Genomic DNA, 21,813 nt, shown 5'->3' on the forward strand with positions numbered 1-21,813 from the left:
GCTGGTCAGAACGATTGCCAGCGACACTGATCAAACAGGAGTGCAACGATGGTTGATAAAAAAATAGGAGGTGCCGGTCTACGCGGACAGGTTGCCGGTGAAACTGCATTGTGTACAGTCGGTCAGGAAGGCAGTGGGCTGACTTATTGCGGTTACGATATTTCTGACCTTGCAGATCATGCTGAGTTTGAAGAAGTTGCTTATTTATTACAGTACGGCAAATTACCCAACAGATCTGAGTATGACAACTACTTATCCAGGCTTAAAAGCAAACGGTGTTTACCGGTTGAGCTAAAAGAAGTGCTTGAAAAAATTCCAACCAACTCACATCCGATGGATGTTATGAGAACCGGTGTCTCGGTATTGGGAAATCTGGAAGAAGAGGCGTCATTTTCTGAACAGGATGATCATATTGAACGTATGGTGGCAGCGCTGCCAGGCATTATCTGTTACTGGTATCAATTTTGTTATCATGGTCGCAGAATTGAAACGGATTCCGATGAATCTTCGATTGGCGCTCATTTTCTGGCGATGTTGACAGGAAAATCGGTTAATCCGCTGTTTGCCAAAGCCATGCATGCGTCATTAATTCTTTATGCTGAACATGAGTTCAATGCCTCCACTTTTGCAGCCCGGGTTTGCGCATCCACACTCAGTGATATTCATTCTTGTGTGACAGCGGCCATCGGCACTTTGCGGGGGCCTCTACATGGAGGTGCCAATGAAGCAGCAATGGCCATGATCGAAAAATTTCGTGATCCTGATGACGCTGAACAGAGTCTGATGGGCATGCTTGCCCGAAAAGAAAAAATTATGGGCTTTGGTCATGCGGTTTATCGTGAATCCGATCCTCGCAATACGGTCATCAAAAAATGGTCAGACAAATTGGCAGACGAGTATGGTGATCGTTCGTTATTTGAGATTTCACAACGCTGTGAAGAAGTGATGTGGAGAGAGAAAAAACTATTTTGTAATGCGGATTTTTTCCATGCATCGGCCTATCACTTTATGGGCATTCCAACACCGCTGTTTACGCCTATCTTTGTAATGAGCCGGGTGATGGGGTGGACAGCGCATGTGAAAGAGCAACGTGCCAATAATCGGATTATCCGACCGAGTGCAGAATATACCGGCCCAAATTTACAGACCTATCAACCCATTGAAGAACGTGACTAGGAAATAGCGTATGAGTGCCAACGTCGATTTAAACAACCGCCCTGATTATGATCAGGAGTTGCAGGATATCGCGGATTATGTCCTGAACTTTAGCATACAAAGTGCAGAAGCCATGGATACTGCGCGTAACTGTCTGATGGATACCCTTGGATGTGGTCTGTTGGCTTTACGATTCCCGGAATGCAGTAAGCATCTTGGGCCGATAGTGGAGGGAACAGTTGTACCTAATGGTGCACGTGTACCAGGTACTCAATTACGTTTGGACCCGGTTAAAGCGGCCTGGGACATTGGTTGTATCATTCGTTGGCTGGACTATAACGACACCTGGTTGGCGGCAGAATGGGGTCACCCATCCGATAATCTTGGTGGCATTTTAGCGGTTGCGGATTATCTTTCGCAAAAATACATCAGCCAGGGCAAAGAACCTCTAAAAATGCAACAGGTACTGGAGGCCATGATTATGGCTCATGAAATCCAGGGTGTACTGGCATTGGATAATTCCTTTAATCGGGTGGGGCTGGATCATGTCGTTCTGGTGAAAGTTGCATCGACGGCCGTCATTGCCAAAATGCATGGTGCCAGTCGTGAGCAACTGCTCAGTGCGCTGAGTCATGCATGGGTTGATGGTCAGAGTCTGAGAACCTATCGCCATGCGCCTAATGCGGGTTCCCGTAAAAGCTGGGCCGCTGGAGATGCAACATCCAGAGCTGTGCGATTGGTGGATATCGCCATGCGCGGGGAAATGGGAATTCCCGGGGTATTGTCGGCGCCGCAGTGGGGATTCTACGACATACTGTTCAGTAAGACGAATAAGGATCAGCAGTTGAAACCTGAGAGCGAACGTCGCTTTTCAATGCAGAGACCTTACGGTACTTATGTGATGGAAAATGTGCTGTTTAAAATCTCATTCCCGGCTGAGTTTCATTCACAAACTGCCTGTGAAGCTGCGGTGACTCTGCATCCTCAAGTTAAAAACAGGCTTGATGATATCGAAAAAATCGTGATTACCACGCATGAGTCGGCGATCCGTATTATTTCCAAAGTGGGGCCACTGTCGAATCCGGCAGATCGTGATCATTGTATTCAGTATATGACAGCAGTACCCCTGGCTTTTGGGGATCTGGTTGCTGAGCACTATGAAGATGAGTTCCATAATAACCATTCAATCATTGATACGTTGCGTGAGAAAATGGAAATTGTTGAAGACGAGCGTTATAGCCGCGAATATCACGACCCGGACAAACGTAGTATCGCTAATGCCATGCAGGTATTTTTTAAAGATGGCAGCTGTACTGAAAAAGTGGAAGTTGAATATCCGATTGGACACAGACGGCGCCGGGCAGAAGGAATTCCTGTTCTGGAAACAAAGTTCAAACGTAATCTGGCTACCCGTTTTCCGGTGTCACGCGTGAATCAAATCTTCGAGCTGTGTAAAGATAGCAAAACGCTTAATCAGACAGCGGTTAATGAGTTTATGGATTTGTTTGTGATATAGAGCAATTTTTGTCTGCCATTGTGCATCGGGTAGTTCCTGGTGCACTCACTCTCTATGTTTCTACCCTCCCCAGAAGTTGCAGTCACCCATATAAAATCAACTGAGTGATCTGACAGTCGTTTCATCTTATCCGGATCGTACTGGACTAGCTCTTTTTTTAAGTGATGAATGATTATCACGGTATGGATCTGTACCCTGTGACGCATGACATAGTCTAATCGGGATGGAGCTGAATTGTGCTTCTAATGATGTTGTATTCATCGTCTATGGCTCTAAGGAACCTTTGAAAAACGGCTTATTTTCGCGCAGGACGTTGTCAGCCCTCGTCTCACATCCTCATTTACGCCCGTAAATTGCGGTGTTGCGAGTGGTGCTTTCTCGCCTGCATCAAAACTGTTCCTGTTTTTCAGAGGCTCCCTAAATTAATTATATGGTCGTTGGATTCTTTTTTGACAGAATGGATTAAACAGCAGATATTTCACGCTGCCTATGCGATTTGGAAGAAAGGAATGAAACTGTTTTTCATCATGGGAAAGTCGTGCTGCAGTATATTGTCTATAATGAATAACGGGTTTAGTCATGAATCAACCTAACCTTTATAGACCTCCTGCCTCAGATATAACGGACGCAGACAGATCAACCACAGTTCGTGAGATAGTGGTATATTGGGAAAAAAAACGGTTATTGTACAATCTGGTGAATTTGCTCATCGGAGTTATACTGTTGTCGTTATTGTTGCCGGCTATAACGGTTACTAAGGCTACAATTTGGATAATGATTCTTAGTTATGGAGTGGGCGCCAATATTTGTTACTCGATCGGTGCCTATTTAAACGTTGTTATGGCCGTGTTCCGACCTACCGATACTGGAGTATGGAAGTCGCTGTTTTATTTTGGTTTTGTGATATCTATCCTGTTAACTGTATTGCTAGGGAGTGCGTTCGGTTTTCGGGGAATATAGTATGCGATGAAGTACAAAAAATGATGCTGTTTCACTATCAGAAAACGCGCAGACGCAAAGCTCTGACTATTGCCATCATTCTTCTATTGATGCCGGTATTCATATGGAGTTTCGGGTATTTAGCGGAGAATCAAAGCCAATTTCTGGAAATGTATTTGGTAACCAAACACGTGCTGGAGGCAATCGCTCTGATTTTACTTGGAGGGTTTGTCTGGTTGATGATCAGTCCTGCAAAGTTTGAAATATACGTAACTGATTCTGAGTTTTATTGTCATCACCCTTTGTTCAGAGAATGGTGTTTCAGTGTTCATCCAAGGGAGATTAACCGGATTGAACATAATCTTGGATATGGTGATGAACCCACCGCCACTATCGTGATGGTATTGAATAATAACCAAAGATATCAGGTCTGTATGACTTATGGTTATTCCCGTAAACAATTGTATGAAGCTCTCAAAAGCGCCAATCCTCATATACGGTTACCAGAAAATATTAACCTGTTCAGCCATTGAGTGACTGAACAGGCAGATTTTAGCAACCTCTTAATGACACCAATGAGGCTACCAGAGCAAGGTAAACAGCTGTACCCATCATGTTAGGGGCAAATGCTTAACGCCACATTAGCCATATTGGTAATGATTCATGGCTCCAGCCGTTGCCAGAGTTCTGCTATCCGGTTTTGCCACTGCTGTTGTTTTTCCGGTTTTTGGAATCGAGGCTTTCGTTGTCGATCCTCTTTGAGCAAAGTTTCCAATTGGTCAATTTCAATCAGCATGCCTTCCTCATCCACGGGTTCATCAATGCTCTCGGGCTGCCTGGTAAAAGGGTCGTGACGTGTTTGCTGAAGACCGTGGTAGAAGATGTCAGGGTCATGAATTTCCTGCAAGACTCCATCATCGACCAGCCAGTAACGGTTTGCCACTGCTTCGAGAAACAAGCGGTCATGACTGGTGAGCAGTAGTGTGGCACCTGAATCCACAAGTTGCTGTTCCAGCTGTTCTCTGCCATCCAGGTCAATATGGTTCGTGGGTTCATCGAGAATGATGAAATTGGGCTGCTGTAGCTGCATCAGCATGAACATCATTCTCGCCTGTTCACCACCACTGAGATGATCACATCGCTGGTTGAGGTGTTGATAAGGGACACCTGCAGAAATGAGTGTCTGTCTGATCTGTTCATCTGTACCCGAAGCGCGGTTACGCAGCCATTCAAACCGGCTTTCCGGTTGCTGGAAGCTATTTAACTCCTGATCATAGTAAAAAACGGCCGTGCCAGGATTGAAACGTATCGTGTCATTGGCTGGTTCATGATATTGGGTTATCCAGGCATTGAGGGTTGAAGATTTTCCGACACCATTCCTTCCAAGCAGAGCAATGCGATCTCCTGGTCGTATTGTCAGATACTCACAACGGACCAGTGGTGGTTGATCAGATGAATGACGGATCTCCATTTGCTCCAGAATCAACATCGTTTTTGCCTGGAGTTGTTGAGTGTCGAGCTTCAGCGAAAGTCCACTGCCCCGACTGACAGCGGTCAGATTCTCTTGCAGACGCTCGACGCGTCGTTCCATGGTCTTCGCCTTGCGGGCAAGGTCTTCGTTATCATAGTCCCGTCCCCATCGTGCCAGGCGATTGGCACTGGTTTTGATGCGTTTGATTTCCCGCTCTTCGTTTTCACGTTTTTGTCTGGCAACAACATCGGCCTGTTGCAGTTTTTCTTTGGCGTCGGAAAAAGGCAGGTCAAACGAGTAGCTGCATCCATCCCTCAAAAAGATCGTTTTATTGCAACAGTCGTTAAGTAATTGCCGGTCATGAGAAACCATGATGAAACTGATATGTTGCTGCGTCTGCAGAAAGCTCGTCAGGTTCGCCAGAGCGACGATATCCATATGGTTGCCTGGCTCATCCATGAGCAATAGTTCAGGATCGTCAATAATGGCGCGTGCAAATAAGACCAGATTTTTCTGACCTCCGCTGAGTGTTTTGACCGGGGACATAAACTGCGGTTGTTGAAACCCAAGGTTGTTCAGCAGTGCTTCGACTCGATATTTTTCGTATAGCTGTTTTTCAGGTTCGAGACTCGTGAGAATTGAGTCCAGCAGCGTTAGTTCGAGTATCTCTTCTGGAACAAACTGTTCCACCCAGGATACCTTCAGACCTCGGTTGCGAATGACTTCACCGCTGTCTGGTTCTTTAGTGCCAAACAAGAGTGCAAACAAAGTGCTTTTACCGCAGCCATTGTGGCCAACCAGACCTATTTTGTCCCCGGAATGGACATTCAGATTAAGGGATTCGAACAGCATCCTGCCGCCAACGGAGCAAGATAAGTTATGAGTATGTAATAGAGTTGCCATGGTTCAGTCCTGTGCTTAATGAATAAACAAGCACTGGCCCAACCGGACAGGCAGAATGGAAAGTTATGAATACCAGTCCGACAGGCTCAGCGCCGTGAGGCGAAAGAGGACTGGTGGTCAGCTCCAGAGAGAACTTGTGTTGTGCCCAGATAAACTCTGGGAAGCGAACACAGTAACATGGGGCCTCCTTATCAAATAGGTGAATGGAAGCCAGGAATCTATCATGTTCGGTGAATGAAGGAAACCTTGACACTCATCTGCAGAAAGCCGAGCGATCGTGTGTTCTGGGCATGTGGGGCATTTATGTTTTACAGCGGTGATAGGGTCTCTTTCGCAGAGTGGGACGTGCAGCAAATATGCAGTTATCATGAGCAATATTGGAGTGTATGAATCGGGAGTTCGTGAATTAGTTCGTGAATTGATGTTTAAGATGGAAACTGATCGTTTATGGTTGCGCGATTTTCAGCCTTCAGATATGCAGTCGTATATAAGCTTTACCGCCACTCCTGACTATCAGAAATACTATAGCGAAGAGGATTCATGCCGTGAAAAATCAGAGTTCCTGGTTAATCAGTTTATTGCCCAGGCCCAGGATGATCCCCGTCGTAAATATCAGTTGGCCGTTATTGAGAAATCATCCAATCAACTGATAGGCACATGTGGTATTCGGGTAGAAAATGATCGACAGGCTTCCTTGGGGTTTGGCATTGCCGTTAACTACCAGGGATACGGGTATGCATTTGAAGCGGCCCGGTCAATGATTTGTTTTGGGTTTCAGGCGCTTGGGGTACATCGGGTTTATGCCGAAACGCTGGCTGCAAACCATTCGGCGGTTAGTTTGTGTGAACATCTGAGGATGCGCAAAGAAGGGCATTTTATTGAGCATCGTTTTTTTAAAGGGTGCTGGTGGGATACAGTGGTGTATGCATTGAAGAAAGATGAATGGAGTTCTGTCGAGGCGCTATAATTTTGGCTCCGATAGCGTATTTTTCTGTACAAAAGCTGACTTATTACGCATATGGGCTTGTAATTTAGTCACAACTTTGAGCTTGTTCGCTTACAGTTTGTGTTATTTACTTTTATGATGTGCGAACACAGACGTTAAGGAGAGCACTGTGATCAAACAATTCGTGGCAATCAGTACCCTGTCTATCATGATGTTAATGGGGTGTCAGAAACAGGAAGGCGGTTCTGGAACGGTCTCTCTGGATCTTACAGATGCTGCTGTCAATAATGTGACCCAGGTTTATTTGGCTATTTCATCAGTCAGTCTTCATGGCCCTGATGGCACGCTGAATTATAAACTGTCAAATGATATCCATGATTACCTTCAGTATCCGCTGCTGGATTACAATGGCGGCATATCAGCCAGTCTATTGAAAGACGCCCAAGTGGCGCCAGGCGCATACCATTGGATTCGATTGAATCTGGCTACAGAAGGAAATCTGGACTCCTATGTGGAGCTGGAAGATGGCAGCATTCATGAACTTGAAGTTATCTCGGAAACCGGATTAAAGCTGAACCGTGGCTTTTATGTTCCCGAAGATGGAAATGTCAGTTTCACGCTGGATCTGGATCTGCAGAAATCCCTGATTCAGACTAAGGACGGGTATCGTTTGAAGCCGGTCATTAGAGTAGTGAACAACGATGATATTGGCCGTATTGCCGGCCGGGTGGATGCTAGCCTGTTGTCCGGTAATCGTTGTCACCAAGCAGCGATGTATTTGTTCCGTGGTTACGATGCTGAGCCGTCGGACATAAACCCCAAACATGACCCCGAGGTCATTGCTCCTGTCAATCTGGAAAACGACAACGCCTATCACTTTGGATTCATATCATCAGGAGAGTATTCTCTCGCGCTGGCCTGTGATCCTCTGGATGATCCGGAAGTAGAAGACGAAATGAACTTTCTGCGTCAGAAAAATGTGCTGGTTCGCTCCAGTTATACAACATTTATTCATATGGATCTTTAATGTGCCTCCATTCATTTTCATGACTCAGTTCATTTGCATTCGTATTCCCTGAGACAGCCAGACACAGAGATTTTTGCTGGTCATCGGGGGGGCAAACAGATATCCCTGAGCATATTTACAATTATGATTACGTAGCACCATAACCTGAGAGTGATTTTCAACACCTTCTGCAACCACTTCCAGTTCCAGGCTTTTTGACATGGCAATGGTTGTCTCCACCAATTGTCTGTCTTTATGATCAGAAGCGATATCCCGCACGAATTCCCGGTCTATTTTGATGATATCGAATGGGTGATTGCGGACATAGCTGAGGGATGAATAACCCGTACCAAAATCGTCCATGGCGATGCTGACGCCCAAGTCTTTGAGAGCTCTTAATACTCCGCTGCAATGTTCTATATCTGACATCAATACGCCTTCGGTGATCTCAACAATCAGGTTTCGGGCTGGTAATTTGTATCTTTGAAGTGTTTTTGTAAGCTTAATAAGCAATTCCCGATCACGAAACTGCCGTGGCGACAGGTTAACAGCAATGGAAAAAGGCTGATCAAAGCGTTGCTGCAGGATCTTGCATTCAGCAATGGCCTGTTGAAAGACAAAATCCCCTATTTTCAAAATGTAGCCATTCTGTTCGGCAATAGGAATGAAGTCTTCCGGACTGACCTGGCCCAATATAGGATTTTCCCAGCGCAACAGGGCTTCAAAACGTACCGTGTCATTGGTGATAAGGTTGACGATAGGTTGATAGGTCAGATACATCTCATTGTGGTCGAGTGCCCTGAGCATTTGTTCTTCGATGGTCATTTTTTTATGTTGGGTAGCATCCATATCGCCGGAATACAAAGAGAATACATTTCCGCCCAAGTGCTTGGCGTTATACATAGCCATATCTGCATGACGTAATAAGGCATCACCTGAGTGTCCGTCATTAGGATAGATGGCAATGCCGATACTGGTGGTAATCATCAATGTGCGTTCATCTATCACAAAGCCCTTTTGTATCTCCGACAGAACTGTTTCGGCTATACTCAGGATGTGTTTAAGGTGCACAGAGAGCCCCGTCATGATGACAAATTCGTCCCCTCCAAAACGGCCTATGAAATTTGTTTCCTTAAGTGCATGATCCAATCGTATTGCTACGGCCTGTAATAGTTGATCACCAACAGCATGCCCAAGGGTATCGTTGATTTTTTTGAAATCATCCAGATCCAGAAACATAACGGCAAAACATTGGTCGTCGGAAGTTTTCTCGGTGTTTTTCAGCAGATACTCAACATGGCTCAAGATGGTAGTGCGATTGGGTAACTGGGTGAGAGTATCGTGTTGAGCTCGGTATTCCAGTTGTTGGGTTCGATCTGCAACTTTTTTGTTCAGCAGGTAATTCCAATAGAGAACGACGGCGACAGCTATTACTGCCAGGAGTGTACAGCCAATCAACCATAGGACTGGCACGCCTTTATGGATGGAAATAGCTACCCATTGATTGAAGATTCGATTGCGTTCTTCTTCGGTGATAGTAGCTAATGTTTTATTTAGGATGGAAACCAGTTCCGGCCAGTCACTTCTAACACCAAGCGCAAATTGATAGCGAAAAGGGACCTCTCCAGAGATTGTCAGATTGGCCAGGCTCTGCTCCCGCATGATATAGCTGGCAGAAGCAATGTTTCCAAGGTAAGCAAATGCTTCACCTTTGGCAACGGCTGCCAGTGCCGAAGCGGTGGTGTTATATTCAATAAAATTAAGCGTCGGATATTTCGGATGCAACTCCTGATACGGTATGGAGTGTGTCTCCGTCGCGATTAACTGACCTTTAAGGCTGTTCAGGTTCGCCACGTAGTGGACATTTTCACGGGTAACGATGATCATCCCGGCACTTAGGTAGGGTTGTGTAAATGTTAAAAAACCCTGGTTCTGTCGAGTTTTGGTTGCAAATGACAGCACATCCAGCTGCCGGTCCTCCAACTGTTGTTGCAGATCTTCCCAGGGAGCAACCGGAGAGCGTTGAAACTGGATATTCAGGCGTGATTCAATCAGGCGTATGTAATCAGCAGCAATACCTCGATAATCACCATTGGCGGCAGTATATTCAAAGGGTGGGCTGGCTGATTTTGACGCAAGCCGGATAACCGGGTGTGACCTCAACCAGCTTCGTTCCGCAGCCGTCAACACAATTTGTGATGGAGAGGTATTCATATTTGCTGTGCCCACCCAATCGCCCTGGAGTGCTGCTTTCTCAGAAGTACTTATGTCATTCAGTGCCAGGTTCAGAATTTCCGTTAATGGTGCCCAGTCCTTGCGGATGCCGATGGTCAGAATGGAACCCTGTTTTTGCGCCCGACCATGTACTTTCAGGTTTTGCATCAATTCGTTGTTAATGATGTACATGGCAACTGCCCGGTTGCCAACGTAGGCATCAGCCTCATGTCTGATGACTGCTCCAAGCGCTTTTGCCGTATTTTGATACTCCCGGATGGTGATGTCTGGATAGTGATCCTGAAAATATCGGACGTTGCCAAATCCTGCTTCCAGTGCGATGGTTTTGCCAATCAGGGCATTTTCATTTTGATAGTAAGGTGCATCACTTCTGGCAACGATGACATGAGGGATATTGAGATAGGCCACCGTGAAATTGAAAAACGGTTCACGCTCTGGTTTGGGCGTAATGTCCAGTATGGCATCCAGTTTTTGCTCGATAACCCCCTGATACAGATTTGACCAGCCGCCACTGATGATTTGCAGACGACCGCCAAGACGATAATTGAGGGTTTCAATATAATCGGCACCGATACCCCTGGCCTTACCTTGGTTGTCGGTGAAGTTAATTGGTGGCCAGTTATCCATGGCACCAATGCGAATAACAGGGTGTTGCTCCAGCCATTCTTTTTGTGGGGGGCTCAGTTGATTAAAAAAGTCCTGCGGGGTACCAAGTGTTGCAAAACATAGCAGCCAGAGACAGAGCGCCACGACGTATCGAGGTAACAGTTTCCCGATTGCACTGTCAGCGACTTGAATGATCACATGGGCGTCCTATAAAAGGCCCAGGCCTGTTTATGTCTAGTCGGACCCCGATGTATCAATCAATATCGGGATCAAAGGCTGTCTGTTTTCAAAAGATCAGTTTAGGACGAATTGTTCACATTACAATTTTTGGTGTTTCATTGAATACCCTTCAATATGATGACTGGTTTCATGATAACTAAATTGGTTGGTGGGTTATTTTTTGCAGAATAGAAAACTCATGGTTGTGCTGGAGATCAAAATACCGGTAGTTGATCAGGTATCATCGGTAATAGCGATCACCCGATCTAAAAAAAATACTGCGAGGATACGCGGTTTGGAGCGCTGAGTACTACGGCATAATAGGCATCGATGATATTCACAGGCCTATCAGATTGATGCTTCATATACCGGTTTTGGTGTCGAAATCCTGGCTTAAAATACATACAGGAATAAGGACAGTGATGAAGGACTGTTGGAGTTCACATGCTAAAAAAACGGCAACCAGCAGAGTGTAGGCACCTATCCGAAAAGTCTGGTGCAGAACATGTTATAACGACAGGTTAGGGGGTTTGTCCGAATGGCCAATGGTATCTCTGTAAGGTGTCAGGAGTATCGCCAGCAAAGACATCGGAAACGCCAAGGGGCCCAGCAGTTTTGTGGCGTGAAACCGGCCAAACGGCTGTTGCATGAATGTCACAACCAGAATTTCCCCAAAACTGCCAGTGGAGATACCCAAGAAACACATAACGGCGCTTTTCGCCAGGTACTGAGCGGGCCAGGGGGCGATCACCGATTGAAAGTACTAATAACCGCCAGTCAATGATAATCCGCTCAGAGATGGATTTATTCATAGCGATACTTTTATCAGAGGATTGAATAAGATGTGCTACTTTGTCATGTTTTCAGCATTGTGCTCATTCGTGGGCGTGTGAAATTACTTACTCAATAAATTATTTTTCCTTATGTCAAAAAGTATCATGATCATGGGGTGTACCAGTGACGCCGGGAAGTCTTTCGTTGTCAGTGTTTTATGCCGGATATTTGCCAACCAGGGGCAACGCGTTGCTCCCTTCAAAGCACAGAATATGAGTAATAATGCTGCGGTGACCCATGAAGGCGGAGAAATGGGGCGGGCGCAGTATCTTCAGGCCATCGCAGCGAGGGTTGAACCACATACGGATTTTAATCCTGTACTATTGAAGCCTCAGGCCAACGTTCTGAGTCAGGTGGTTGTGAATGGTCAGGTGGATCATCAGCTGAATGCCATGGAGTGGCATGCACGGAAGGAGCGTCTGTGGCCGGTAGTGAAGGCTTGTCTTGATCGTCTACAGAAAGAGTATTCGCTGATTCTGATCGAAGGTGCCGGCAGTCCGGCAGAAGTGAATCTCAAAAAATCAGATATTGTTAATTTCGCGGTTGCCACTCATGTAGAGGCGGATGTATTTCTGGTGGCGGATATCGATCGTGGTGGGGCGTATGCGCACTTGCTGGGTACTTTTATGTGTCTGACCGAAGCAGAACGGCTCAGGGTCAAAGGTTTTGTATTGAATAAGTTCCGAGGGGATGAATCTCTGCTGGCGGATGCCAACGACTGGCTGTATCAACAATCCGGTGTCCCAATTGTGGCAGTGCTGCCTTATACCCGCCATCGATTGCCTGAAGAGGATGCTTTTTTTCATCGTTCCAGAGCTGCCAGAGGGGCTGTCAATATGGGTCTTGTGATGTACCCATATGCCAGTAACCTGGATGAGTTTGATTCTTTGGCCTATCACGATGAGGTGCAACTGACCGTGGTCAGACATGTCGCTGACCTTGAAAATCTGGACGCATTGATTTTACCGGGAGCCAAACATGTTGCTGCGGCCATGCAGTATCTGCAGGAAGAAGGCCTGGATGTTGGAATACGCCAGTTTATCGACCGAGGTAAGTCAGTGCTGGGCATTTGCGGAGGGTTGCAATTGTTGGGGCGGGAGGTGATTGATGAGTTTCATGTTGAAGGAGGTTCATTCCGTGGACTGGATATTCTGCCCTTGCAGACCCGGTTTCAAAAACCCAAGACAACGGTCCGGCGAATGATTAACTGGCAGGCAGATGAACTGTCTGTCTATGAGATTCACCAGGGAGAAAGCGAGGCGCTGGAAGACTCACTGGAAGTGTTTATTGAAGCTGGTACCGGATTCCGGAAAGGCAATGTATATGCCTCTTACCTACATGGGTTATTTGAAAATGCCTGTTTTTGCCGGTGGTTTTTACAGCCTCTGGGGGTGCAATTCAGTCAGCAGGCAAACTGGTATGACTTTCTGGATACTGAATTAGATCGGCTGGCTATGGAGCTACAGCCAAGGTTGGAACAAATCATTGATTATGGCCAGTTAACCTGAACCTGTCTTTTGTGCATTCTTCCAAACTGGTCTCTGTAGTTGAAAACCAATAAAAATGGACTTTAATTAAATAGTAGGGATTCAGGAGCGGTTTGATATTTCCTGATTATAGTTGAAGGTTGGTACGTAGAGGTGATGGCGATAGATTCAACGTTACAACATGAATACGATTCATTTGGACCGTGGCTGCTGGAGATCAAGCAAGCCCAAGATATTCCCCTGGTGTTTGTTGATTACTTTCAACTGACTGATGAGATTCTATTGGCTTTAAAGGTGCCCCGGCCGATCGAACGCCGGGATGCCAGGCCAGGGCAGGTTTTATACGATGGCATTGTTTGCCTGTATGACCGTGAAGTGAAAATACTGCATCTGGAGCAGCAACAGGTATTGGTCGAAAGTGTCTGTTATAAAGATATCGTAACTATTCAGGATGTGCGGGATCTGCTAATGGGAGAGCTGAGAATCCAGACAGACCACCGCAGTTACAGTATTCCGTATAATATGGTATCGCAGGAGATGGTCGATCAGGTTGTCCATATTCTTCGAAAGAAATATATATGTTCGGATATTCTAATCAAGCTGGAGGATGAGAGCTTCCCGAATGTTGAATTGCCATTGTTGTTCAAAAACGCACTGAATAAACTGAGGGCAAACGAAAAGCTTTCCTTATTGGCCTATCAACCTAATATGGTATTGGAAGGAAACTCCTCTGATGATTATGAGCGCTTTGAAAACATCTATAACAACTACACACTGTATTGCAGTCTGTTTTTGAGTGCTGAGCGGGAAATTGTCGTTATCAGCAGCAACAAGCCCGTAAAGCGCCGTATAGAAGTCGATAACAGTTATATTCTCAGTTATATTCCTTACAGTCAGCTTCGCGATATGCAAATTGAGAAAGACCGGAGGTTTATCGGTTTACGTCATTTGCAGCTGAAGTTTGGTCATCAGAATCTTGAGTTTATGTTGGACCAGAACACTACCCGAAAGATCAGAGTTCATGTTCTGGACCGTGTGCACTGATTTATCTGATTTATCTGATTAATCGAAAACGTTTATCTTTTTGCATTCAGAGTGGTGGCTCATGGCTTCATTGACACTGGAATCTGTTTATTGAGAAGTGTCCACGCATTGGTGTCTTCATATATCTAGCTGAAACCAAGTGAGCCATCGTTTCTAAAGATCTATACCTTTTCTTGCCTTGATGCCTGCTTTAAAGGCATGTTTGACGTCATGTACTTCCGATACGGTGTCAGCCAGTTCTCGAATAGCTGAACCACCACCACGACCGGTTATCACAACGGATTGTTCTACAGGACGTTCATTGATTGCTTTGATAACACGTTCGGCGTCCAAATATTTGTAGCCAATCATGTAGGTGATTTCGTCCAGCACCACCAGATGATAGGCTTCATCAGCCAGCAGCTTTTCTGCATGTTCCCAGGTACGTTGTGCTGCTGCAATATCTGCTTCTCTGTTTTGAGTGTTCCAGGTAAAACCGGTGCCCATCTGATAAAAATACACCTCGGGATGATGGTTGCGGATGAACAATTCTTCACCGGACATTTGTTCGCCCTTAATGAACTGAATGACACCAACTTTGTAGCCATATCCCAGACTTCTCATGACCATGCCAAAGGCAGAGCTGGATTTGCCTTTACCATCTCCCGTCAATAGCAGAACGATGCCGCGTTCGGTCGTGGCAGCAGCGATACTTTTATCCACTTTGGCTTTTTGTTTGGCCATCGCTGTTTTATGTTTTTCATTTTTGTCTGCCATATTCTGTTCTCTCACTCTGGTTAGGCGGGTTGTCGGTGGTTTGGCAGGATATCGCCGAACCTGTTTTGATCTCAGGTTATAACTTTGCCAGATTTGCACAGGAATTGGCAAAGATCAGCAAAAACCCCAGAAAAATGCAGGGTAATTAGCAGAATGACTTTTGGAGGCCGTAGGCTGAAGCCATGTCTGCCGGTCGAATGGAGGGAAATATGCTGCCAATGAGAAGACCTGATATCTGCTTACGTCATTAAAAACCGTATTGGCTGAAGACTATATTGATATCAATCCCTTCTTGGATGCGAATATTTTATTGGGTGGAAACTGCCGAATATGAAGGTGACAAACCGCTACAGGACAGAAAAAAAGAATATTATCGTCGGCTCACCGTGTCGTGAGGAAGTGTATTTTGTTTGTAAACAAAACGTATATAATCGCGCGCTTATTTCGATAATCTTCATGGACACTAGGAGCTACGTTTGAAAATCAAAGTTGTTTGGATGATGTTATGGGTCAGTCTGTTGACTGCATGTAATGCGTCATTACCGGCCAGGGAAGAAACCAATGACGCTGTATTTGTCGTTCCGACCGAGTTTATAAAACACCAGAATGCTGAATATCTCAAATCATTCTGGCTGGATTTTGAGCCGGTGGATGCAGGCGAACCTTTCCAGGTAGTGGTCAATCCTTTTGATGGTCGGCACAAGGTGCTGAAAGCCGGGGTGCAACCAGGTACTTATCTGCTGACTCGGTTTAGTCTCCATGCCATGCGTAAAAAAGGTTGGGATGCTTCCCGCGATGATCGTAGCTGGGACATGAATATGCTGGTCGAGATTGCAGAAGGCACCGTAACCGTCTGGAGTCACAAGTTGATATACCGTGTCGACAAAAGTGGAGGTAGAACGTATCAGGAACAATTTGATCTGCTGCCGTTGGATAGTCAGTTGAGCAGACAGATTAAGATTGAACTGGAAAACATGAATGACGCTGACAGTTGGCCAATCATCTTTTTAACCGACTAGTTCCTAGTGATACCTGCCCTGCATTGTCGCTGGAGCAGGTGTCTGTTTACGGCCGTTTGTTGTGAAAGCGGTGTAAAAATTCTCTTACAACCGCCCCTTTATGATTTATAAACTCTGCTATCCAGATGGTTTTGCCTTGTCTTCAGTGCCTCAGAAGCCCGGCTGCTGTTTTAATGATTCAGCGTTTATTGATTTCAGGCGATCCATCACCCGCTGAACAAACTTCAGTTTGCGCTTCTGGCGGATTCGCTTGCTGAATATCTGCACCGGAATAAACGTACGTTCACCTAATCCGTCGATCAATACAAATTCCTCTGTACCATCTTCCTGCTGTTCCAGGACAACGTTTTCCAAATTCAAATCGCCCAATACCAGTTTACTGGTGAGCACAATTTCCAGAAAGTGCATCAGTTTCTGATATCTTTGCTCATTGATTTGACCATTATTGATGAGCTGGCCCAGTGTTGGGGCAAGTTCGCCACTACCATCACGGACAGCGGAAACCACCAGGCCGATTCCCAGATCTGTATCGACCAGGCCACCGATAGGGGCAATGTGCTTGATGATTCCTTCCGGGGCACCGTAGCGGGAATCAAGATACACGGCCAGTTCTCTCAGATAACCAGTCATATAAACGAAACGGTCTTCCATGCGGGCATACCAGGTTTTGAATCTGCCAAGGTTTTGATCGGGGATCATGGAGCGATGAACTTTAATTAGCCAGTCCGGGTTGTCAGGATGTTCATAGATGTATCTGGTTTTTCCGACCGCAACAGGTTTACGGCCAGCAAGGTTAAAAAAAAGGTGGTACATGAATATGACCTTTACAAAAAACAGTAAAAAAAATTTTCGATAGGAAAATGCCCATCAACATTAGCAGTTAATAATAAGTCTTTAAGGTCGCTAAAAAAGAGGCTAATTGTGGATTAAATGCAAATTTTCCGTACTTCATGACAATTTTTTTACAAAATTATTTTTTAAGGTTCGTTTAAGATAAGAAAGCAGCGTTGAATTTTTATCTGTTTGGCGAGGGGGGCGAAAAAGCCCTTTCAAAAGGACTACTTTTGAAAAGTTGACTATTAAATTGAAGTGTGGACAGCGTTACCCGCTCCTAGCGGCGTTTAATCACCAGCTAGAAGCGATTACTGTATATGGAGAAAATGGCCATTATGGGAAGTGAGCATTTGCTATTAATAATCGGATGTTCAAATAAATTTTTTGATCCAATTGAGTGCCTGCCCTTATTGCCATCTGGCGGGGTCGACGAAAATGATGGTTGGTAATCAATTAGATCGTTCTGACAGTCATCATGTCAAAGCTGTCGATGCTGTGAGAAACCTCTCGGTTTCTTTGGTCTCGCATTGGCTGTGGTCAAGATATTGTTCGACACTTACATCAAACAGTTAACACAACATAATTGCTTGCCGGGTTATACGCTTGGTGATAGAGAAAAGGTGACATGGAAAATGGCAACCACCGGACTGCATTTCATTCACAGTCGATGGTTACCAAAACGCCCTGATTAGGCAGAATCAGAATTATTCTAGAAAGGGTAGTGCTGAGCAGGATCTTCGATGGTAATCCAGCGCAGGTCAGTGAATTCGGCAATCGCTGCCTCTCCACCAAAGCGACCATAACCACTGGATTTGACACCTCCGAAAGGCATTTGTCCTTCATCTCCAACGGTTGGGCCATTAATGTGGCAAATACCGCTTTCAATTTGTTCTGCCACTTTCATGGCCCGCTGAATGTCTCGGCTGAATACTGCAGAGGAAAGACCATATTCAGTATCATTCGCTACTCGGATGGCCTCATCTTCATCCTTAACCCGGATAACCGGTTTGACCGGACCGAAAGACTCTTCGCCATACATGCGCATTTTGGGTTGAACATGATCGACCAGCGTTGCCTCAACAATCGTACCATTGCGTTGTCCGCCGGCACGGATAGTAGCACCGTGGGTGGTGGCATCGGCCATCAGAGCGTCCATTTTCAGCGCGGCATCTTCGTTGATTAGGGAACCCAGAACGACATGTTCGCGAGGGTTTCCGGCTGGCAGTGCGGCGGCCTTGGCGGCTAGTTTTTCTACAAACTCATCAGCCACACTTTCTTCCACAATCAAGCGTTCAGTTGACATGCAGATTTGTCCCTGGTTCATGAATGCACCAAAGGCTGCGGCATTGACAGCGGCATCGATATCCGCGTCGCTCAAGACAATAAAAGGGGCTTTGCCGCCCAGTTCCAGCAATACCGGTTTCAGCTCTTTTGCCGCCAGTTCGGCGACGATTTTGCCAACCCGGGTAGAACCGGTAAAGTTGATGCGCTTGACCGCTGGGTGAGCGATAAGAGCAGGAACAATGGTCGCTGCATCTTCTGGAGCATTACTGATGATATTTACGACACCTGCCGGAAAACCTGCCTCCATTAATGCTTTACCAATCAATTGATGAGTGCCTGGGCACATTTCAGATGATTTCAGTACTACGGTATTCCCGCAGGCCAGAGGCATTGCGATTGCACGGGTGGCAAGGATAATCGGAGCGTTCCATGGAGCAATACCTACACAGACACCCGCTGGACGACGAACGGCCATAGCAGTCGTGCCCGGTTTGTCAGAAGGTATGATTTCGCCCTTGATTTGCGTCGTCATGGCTGCCGCTTCTCTCAGCAGGCTGGCCGCGAACATAGTATTAAAGCCCGCCCATGGGCCCGTAGCCCCGCACTCGGAGATCATCAGGCTGGTAAACTCTTCTACCTTGGACTCCAGTATGTCTGCTGCCTTCAGCAATAGAGCCCGGCGTGCATTGGGGCCTGTTTTTGACCAGTCAGGAAAAGCCGCTTGAGCTGCATCCACAGCCGCTTCAGCATCTTTCACCGTGGCTGCGTATGCCTTCGTTGCAACTTCACCCGTTACCGGATCCAGTCGTTTAAAACAATGATTGTCATCGACAGCGATCTCTTCACCATTGATCAATAGTCCAATATTCATGGTTCCCCACCTTATTATTTTTGTATCTGAGTTGATCTTTACAGCTTGGTTGTGCTGATAAAGCCATGTTGATGAACTCCACATCCACAGGCAAACAATCTTTTTCTAACGCTTATTGAATTTGGCTATAGCTATGCACGGGAATCATAACTCCCGTTGGGTTATTGGCGCAGCGGGGAAGGGCTCTGCAATCACTGGAGGGCAAGACTGGAAGCCCGCCTTACACCGTGTTGTATGGAGTTTTGGGAGATCCGAAAATCATTGCGGTGACCTGCCCAGGTGTGGATTTCCCGGCTATAAGATATGCCTGGACAGGCAATTTATGAGCGGGCCAAAAATGCTGGCGACTGGCCAGGCCTGGTCTAGGTCTTTAAATGTCGCGTCGCCGAAGAGGCGGATTTTATCAACTTGAATCAATACTGCGTTTTGATGGTGGGTTAAAAGAGGAGCGTTTATATCGCTACAACAATCAACCCGATGATATTTGTTATCCGGTTGATAAACAGAACCGAACAAAACTATGACGCGGGAATTATTGCCAGAACCATTTTTTCGATTCCTGGCGGACATCCTGGTTCGTTAAGCCGATATCCTGATAAAGGTACGCAGGCAAATGGCGTAGCTGTCTTCGGGTTTGAGCATTCTGGCGCCAGGTTAACCAATAGTGGCGTAGAACTGCCGGTCTGAGCCGCTGTAACCCAGGGCCCCCCAGGAATTGGCTGCCCCATGATCTTAAGAGTATCCCCTTATTGTTCATTGCTGTCCTCCGTTGCTAATGACTGTGCTGGAAGATATGCTACAAACTCTATCTGAACCGTAACAGATTCAGATTTTCTATATATTAACCAATACAGATTGAGAAAAAGCTCATCTGTTATGGTCCATTTTTGATACAACTGTACTGGTTCTGGGAGTTCTCAGTTATGGAAGGTAGTTTGTACGCACAATTGGCGGATAAAATGACTGAACAGATTCGTCATGGTGCAATCGCCATTGGTGAGCGCATGCCCTCAGTCAGACATCTGTCCAGACAGGAAAGAGTCAGTATCTCTACGGTGATGGCTGCGTATAGTCTGTTGGAAGAACGGGGGTGGGTAGAGGCCAGGCCCAAGTCTGGGTATTACGCCTGTCGCCAGATACGCGAACCACTGGCGGTTCCAAGCGAGTCAGTGGTCGAGCCTGATCCTGTCATTGCCTCTACATCCCAGCTGGTAATGGACGTACAGCGAGATGGTTTCAAAGCTAATGCGATTAATTTTTGTCGGGCAACTCCTGCCCTGGATTTTCCTATCAGCCGTCATCTGCAGCAAACCTATACCCGGTTGTCGAGAACCCAGCAACATCTTGGAGTGAGCTGTCGTCCTGAAGGTCCTTATGTTTTACGACAACAAGTTGCACGCCATGCTGTGGATACAGGTGTGGCTGTTTCACCAGATAGCATAGTAACGACTGCCGGTAGTCTAAATGCCATGGGGCTGTGTTTGCAGGTGTTGACTCAACCCGGCGATCTGGTTGCGGTTGAGTCTCCGTGCTATTACGGCATATTGCAGTTGATTGAAGCTTACGGACTCAAAGCAATTGAAGTTCCCACTCACCCGGAGACTGGTTTGAGCCTTGAGGCACTGAAAATGGCCATGGAGCAATGGCCGCTGAAAGTGGTCCTCACGGTTCCCAGCTTTTCCAATCCGCTGGGGTGCAGTATTCCTGACGAACGAAAAAAAGCATTGGTTAAGCTACTGGAACAATATCAGGTGCCCCTGATTGAAGATGATGTTTATGGTGATCTGTATTTTGGTACCCACAGACCCGGTGCGATAAAAGCATTTGATAAACAAGGACTGGTGTTGTTGTGTTCGTCGCTATCCAAGACCATTGATCCGCAACTACGGGTTGGCTGGGTGCTGGCCGGGCGTTATTACGAAGATATTCTGCATCGAAAGTTCGTAAACATGTTATCTACACCGGTACTGCCACAATTGGTATGCGCCGAGGTATTAGGGCAGGGGATATACGAACGTCATTTGCGACAGGCCAGAGAAGTGTATCGCCAGCGCTATCAGCGTCTGGTGGATCTGGTCTCTGAATCCTTTCCGGCTGTTACTAAAATTTCACGTCCTCAGGGAGGAATTGTCGCCTGGCTGGAAATGCCTGAGAATTTCGATTCGACTGAACTGTATCATTTTTGCCGAAATGCCGGGATATTGATCGCGCCCGGAGAAATATTTTCCATTAACAAACAGTTCAAACACTGTTTTCGCCTGAACTATGCTCCACGGTGGACACCTGAACGCGAAGACGCGATTCGAAAGCTTGGGCAATGGGTATCAGACCGGATAGCAAAACTCTGACTGTCACTGCTTGTCATTTAAACCAGAATTAGCTGGTGCTATCCATTTTGTGCCTTAAGGGTTTTTATCCGCAGTCAATCGAATATCGATTTTTAAAATAAGTGCTTGCACTGTTGCAAAATGAATTTTTGAACGCCATTGTTCCACAGAGTTACATTTCATTGCCTGATGGCCATGGGTGGCTGTTTTTTGACGCCTGAGATCTCCTGCTAAAACGTAAAAACGACTTCCGAAAAACAATCCTTCACAAAGCAAAATGTCCTTGAAAATTAGGGTTTTATTGGCGTCCGAACAGTTTTTTTGGAAGTGACTGAAAGCTGACATCTGTCGTCATAAGGCG

At 46.2% G+C, this 21,813-nt stretch carries 17 protein-coding genes; 9 read left to right on the forward strand and 8 right to left on the reverse strand.

The window, feature by feature from the left end:
• Positions 1-48 precede the first annotated feature (48 nt).
• The 3 genes from prpC (at position 49) to ACQY6I_RS02890 (ending at position 4,143) form a co-directional block, all read left to right on the forward strand.
• Positions 49-1,176, forward strand: coding sequence for a bifunctional 2-methylcitrate synthase/citrate synthase (prpC, locus tag ACQY6I_RS02880; RefSeq protein WP_428239959.1), 1,128 nt, complete (start codon positions 49-51; stop codon positions 1,174-1,176).
• 10 nt (positions 1,177-1,186) lie between these two features.
• Positions 1,187-2,671, forward strand: coding sequence for a 2-methylcitrate dehydratase (gene prpD, locus ACQY6I_RS02885; protein ID WP_428239960.1), 1,485 nt, complete (start codon positions 1,187-1,189; stop codon positions 2,669-2,671).
• Positions 2,672-3,651: 980 nt separating this feature from the next.
• The gene (locus tag ACQY6I_RS02890) at positions 3,652-4,143 is read left to right on the forward strand and encodes a hypothetical protein (RefSeq protein WP_428239961.1); all 492 of its coding nucleotides are present in this window, start codon (positions 3,652-3,654) and stop codon (positions 4,141-4,143) included.
• A 128-nt stretch (positions 4,144-4,271) separates the two neighbouring features.
• On the opposite strand, the gene ACQY6I_RS02895 is transcribed toward ACQY6I_RS02890, so the two are convergent.
• Positions 4,272-5,984, reverse strand: a complete 1,713-nt coding sequence (locus ACQY6I_RS02895) for an ABC-F family ATP-binding cassette domain-containing protein (protein ID WP_428239962.1) — start codon at positions 5,982-5,984, stop codon at positions 4,272-4,274.
• A 367-nt stretch (positions 5,985-6,351) separates the two neighbouring features.
• Here ACQY6I_RS02895 and ACQY6I_RS02900 point away from each other — a divergent pair, with 367 nt between their 5' ends.
• Both ACQY6I_RS02900 and ACQY6I_RS02905 read left to right on the forward strand, forming a co-directional pair.
• Positions 6,352-6,951: a GNAT family N-acetyltransferase gene (locus tag ACQY6I_RS02900; protein WP_428239963.1), complete on the forward strand. Its 600-nt coding sequence runs from the start codon at positions 6,352-6,354 to the stop codon at positions 6,949-6,951.
• 148 nt (positions 6,952-7,099) lie between these two features.
• The gene (locus ACQY6I_RS02905; protein WP_428239964.1) at positions 7,100-7,957 is read left to right on the forward strand and encodes a DUF4382 domain-containing protein; all 858 of its coding nucleotides are present in this window, start codon (positions 7,100-7,102) and stop codon (positions 7,955-7,957) included.
• Between the two features lie 24 nt (positions 7,958-7,981).
• Here the strand turns inward: ACQY6I_RS02905 and ACQY6I_RS02910 are convergent, their stop codons facing one another.
• Positions 7,982-10,975, reverse strand: a complete 2,994-nt coding sequence (locus ACQY6I_RS02910) for an EAL domain-containing protein (RefSeq protein ID WP_428239965.1) — start codon at positions 10,973-10,975, stop codon at positions 7,982-7,984.
• A 542-nt stretch (positions 10,976-11,517) separates the two neighbouring features.
• On the reverse strand, positions 11,518-11,808 hold the full coding sequence (locus tag ACQY6I_RS02915) for a hypothetical protein (protein WP_428239966.1): 291 nt from the start codon (positions 11,806-11,808) through the stop codon (positions 11,518-11,520).
• A 111-nt stretch (positions 11,809-11,919) separates the two neighbouring features.
• Between ACQY6I_RS02915 and ACQY6I_RS02920 the strand changes: the two genes are divergently transcribed.
• Positions 11,920-13,338, forward strand: a complete 1,419-nt coding sequence (locus tag ACQY6I_RS02920) for a cobyric acid synthase (protein WP_428239967.1) — start codon at positions 11,920-11,922, stop codon at positions 13,336-13,338.
• Positions 13,339-13,473: 135 nt separating this feature from the next.
• Positions 13,474-14,361 (forward strand): hypothetical protein, encoded by an 888-nt coding sequence (locus ACQY6I_RS02925; protein ID WP_428239968.1) that lies wholly within the window; start codon positions 13,474-13,476, stop codon positions 14,359-14,361.
• Positions 14,362-14,514: 153 nt separating this feature from the next.
• Here the strand turns inward: ACQY6I_RS02925 and cobO are convergent, their stop codons facing one another.
• A complete protein-coding gene (cobO, locus tag ACQY6I_RS02930; protein ID WP_428239969.1) occupies positions 14,515-15,117 on the reverse strand; it encodes a cob(I)yrinic acid a,c-diamide adenosyltransferase in 603 nt (200 codons plus the stop codon).
• Between the two features lie 476 nt (positions 15,118-15,593).
• Between cobO and ACQY6I_RS02935 the strand changes: the two genes are divergently transcribed.
• The gene (locus tag ACQY6I_RS02935) at positions 15,594-16,136 is read left to right on the forward strand and encodes a hypothetical protein (RefSeq protein ID WP_428239970.1); all 543 of its coding nucleotides are present in this window, start codon (positions 15,594-15,596) and stop codon (positions 16,134-16,136) included.
• A 150-nt stretch (positions 16,137-16,286) separates the two neighbouring features.
• On the opposite strand, the gene ACQY6I_RS02940 is transcribed toward ACQY6I_RS02935, so the two are convergent.
• The 3 genes from ACQY6I_RS02940 to ACQY6I_RS02950 all read right to left on the reverse strand — a co-directional run bounded on the left by ACQY6I_RS02940 (position 16,287) and on the right by ACQY6I_RS02950 (position 19,882).
• Positions 16,287-16,949, reverse strand: a complete 663-nt coding sequence (locus tag ACQY6I_RS02940; protein ID WP_428239971.1) for a YrbL family protein — start codon at positions 16,947-16,949, stop codon at positions 16,287-16,289.
• Positions 16,950-17,679: 730 nt separating this feature from the next.
• Entirely contained in the window at positions 17,680-19,125 is a 1,446-nt protein-coding gene (locus tag ACQY6I_RS02945) for an aldehyde dehydrogenase (protein WP_428239972.1), read from the reverse strand.
• Between the two features lie 532 nt (positions 19,126-19,657).
• Entirely contained in the window at positions 19,658-19,882 is a 225-nt protein-coding gene (locus tag ACQY6I_RS02950) for a DUF1127 domain-containing protein (RefSeq protein ID WP_428239973.1), read from the reverse strand.
• A 166-nt stretch (positions 19,883-20,048) separates the two neighbouring features.
• Here ACQY6I_RS02950 and ACQY6I_RS02955 point away from each other — a divergent pair, with 166 nt between their 5' ends.
• Complete coding sequence (locus ACQY6I_RS02955) at positions 20,049-21,473, forward strand: PLP-dependent aminotransferase family protein (RefSeq protein WP_428239974.1); 1,425 nt, start codon at positions 20,049-20,051, stop codon at positions 21,471-21,473.
• 54 nt (positions 21,474-21,527) lie between these two features.
• On the opposite strand, the gene ACQY6I_RS02960 is transcribed toward ACQY6I_RS02955, so the two are convergent.
• Entirely contained in the window at positions 21,528-21,797 is a 270-nt protein-coding gene (locus tag ACQY6I_RS02960) for a hypothetical protein (RefSeq protein ID WP_428239975.1), read from the reverse strand.
• Positions 21,798-21,813 lie beyond the last annotated feature (16 nt).

Origin of the sequence: Gynuella sp. (assembly GCF_050297175.1) — a bacterium.
In the GTDB taxonomy this organism is placed as follows: domain Bacteria; phylum Pseudomonadota; class Gammaproteobacteria; order Pseudomonadales; family Natronospirillaceae; genus Gynuella.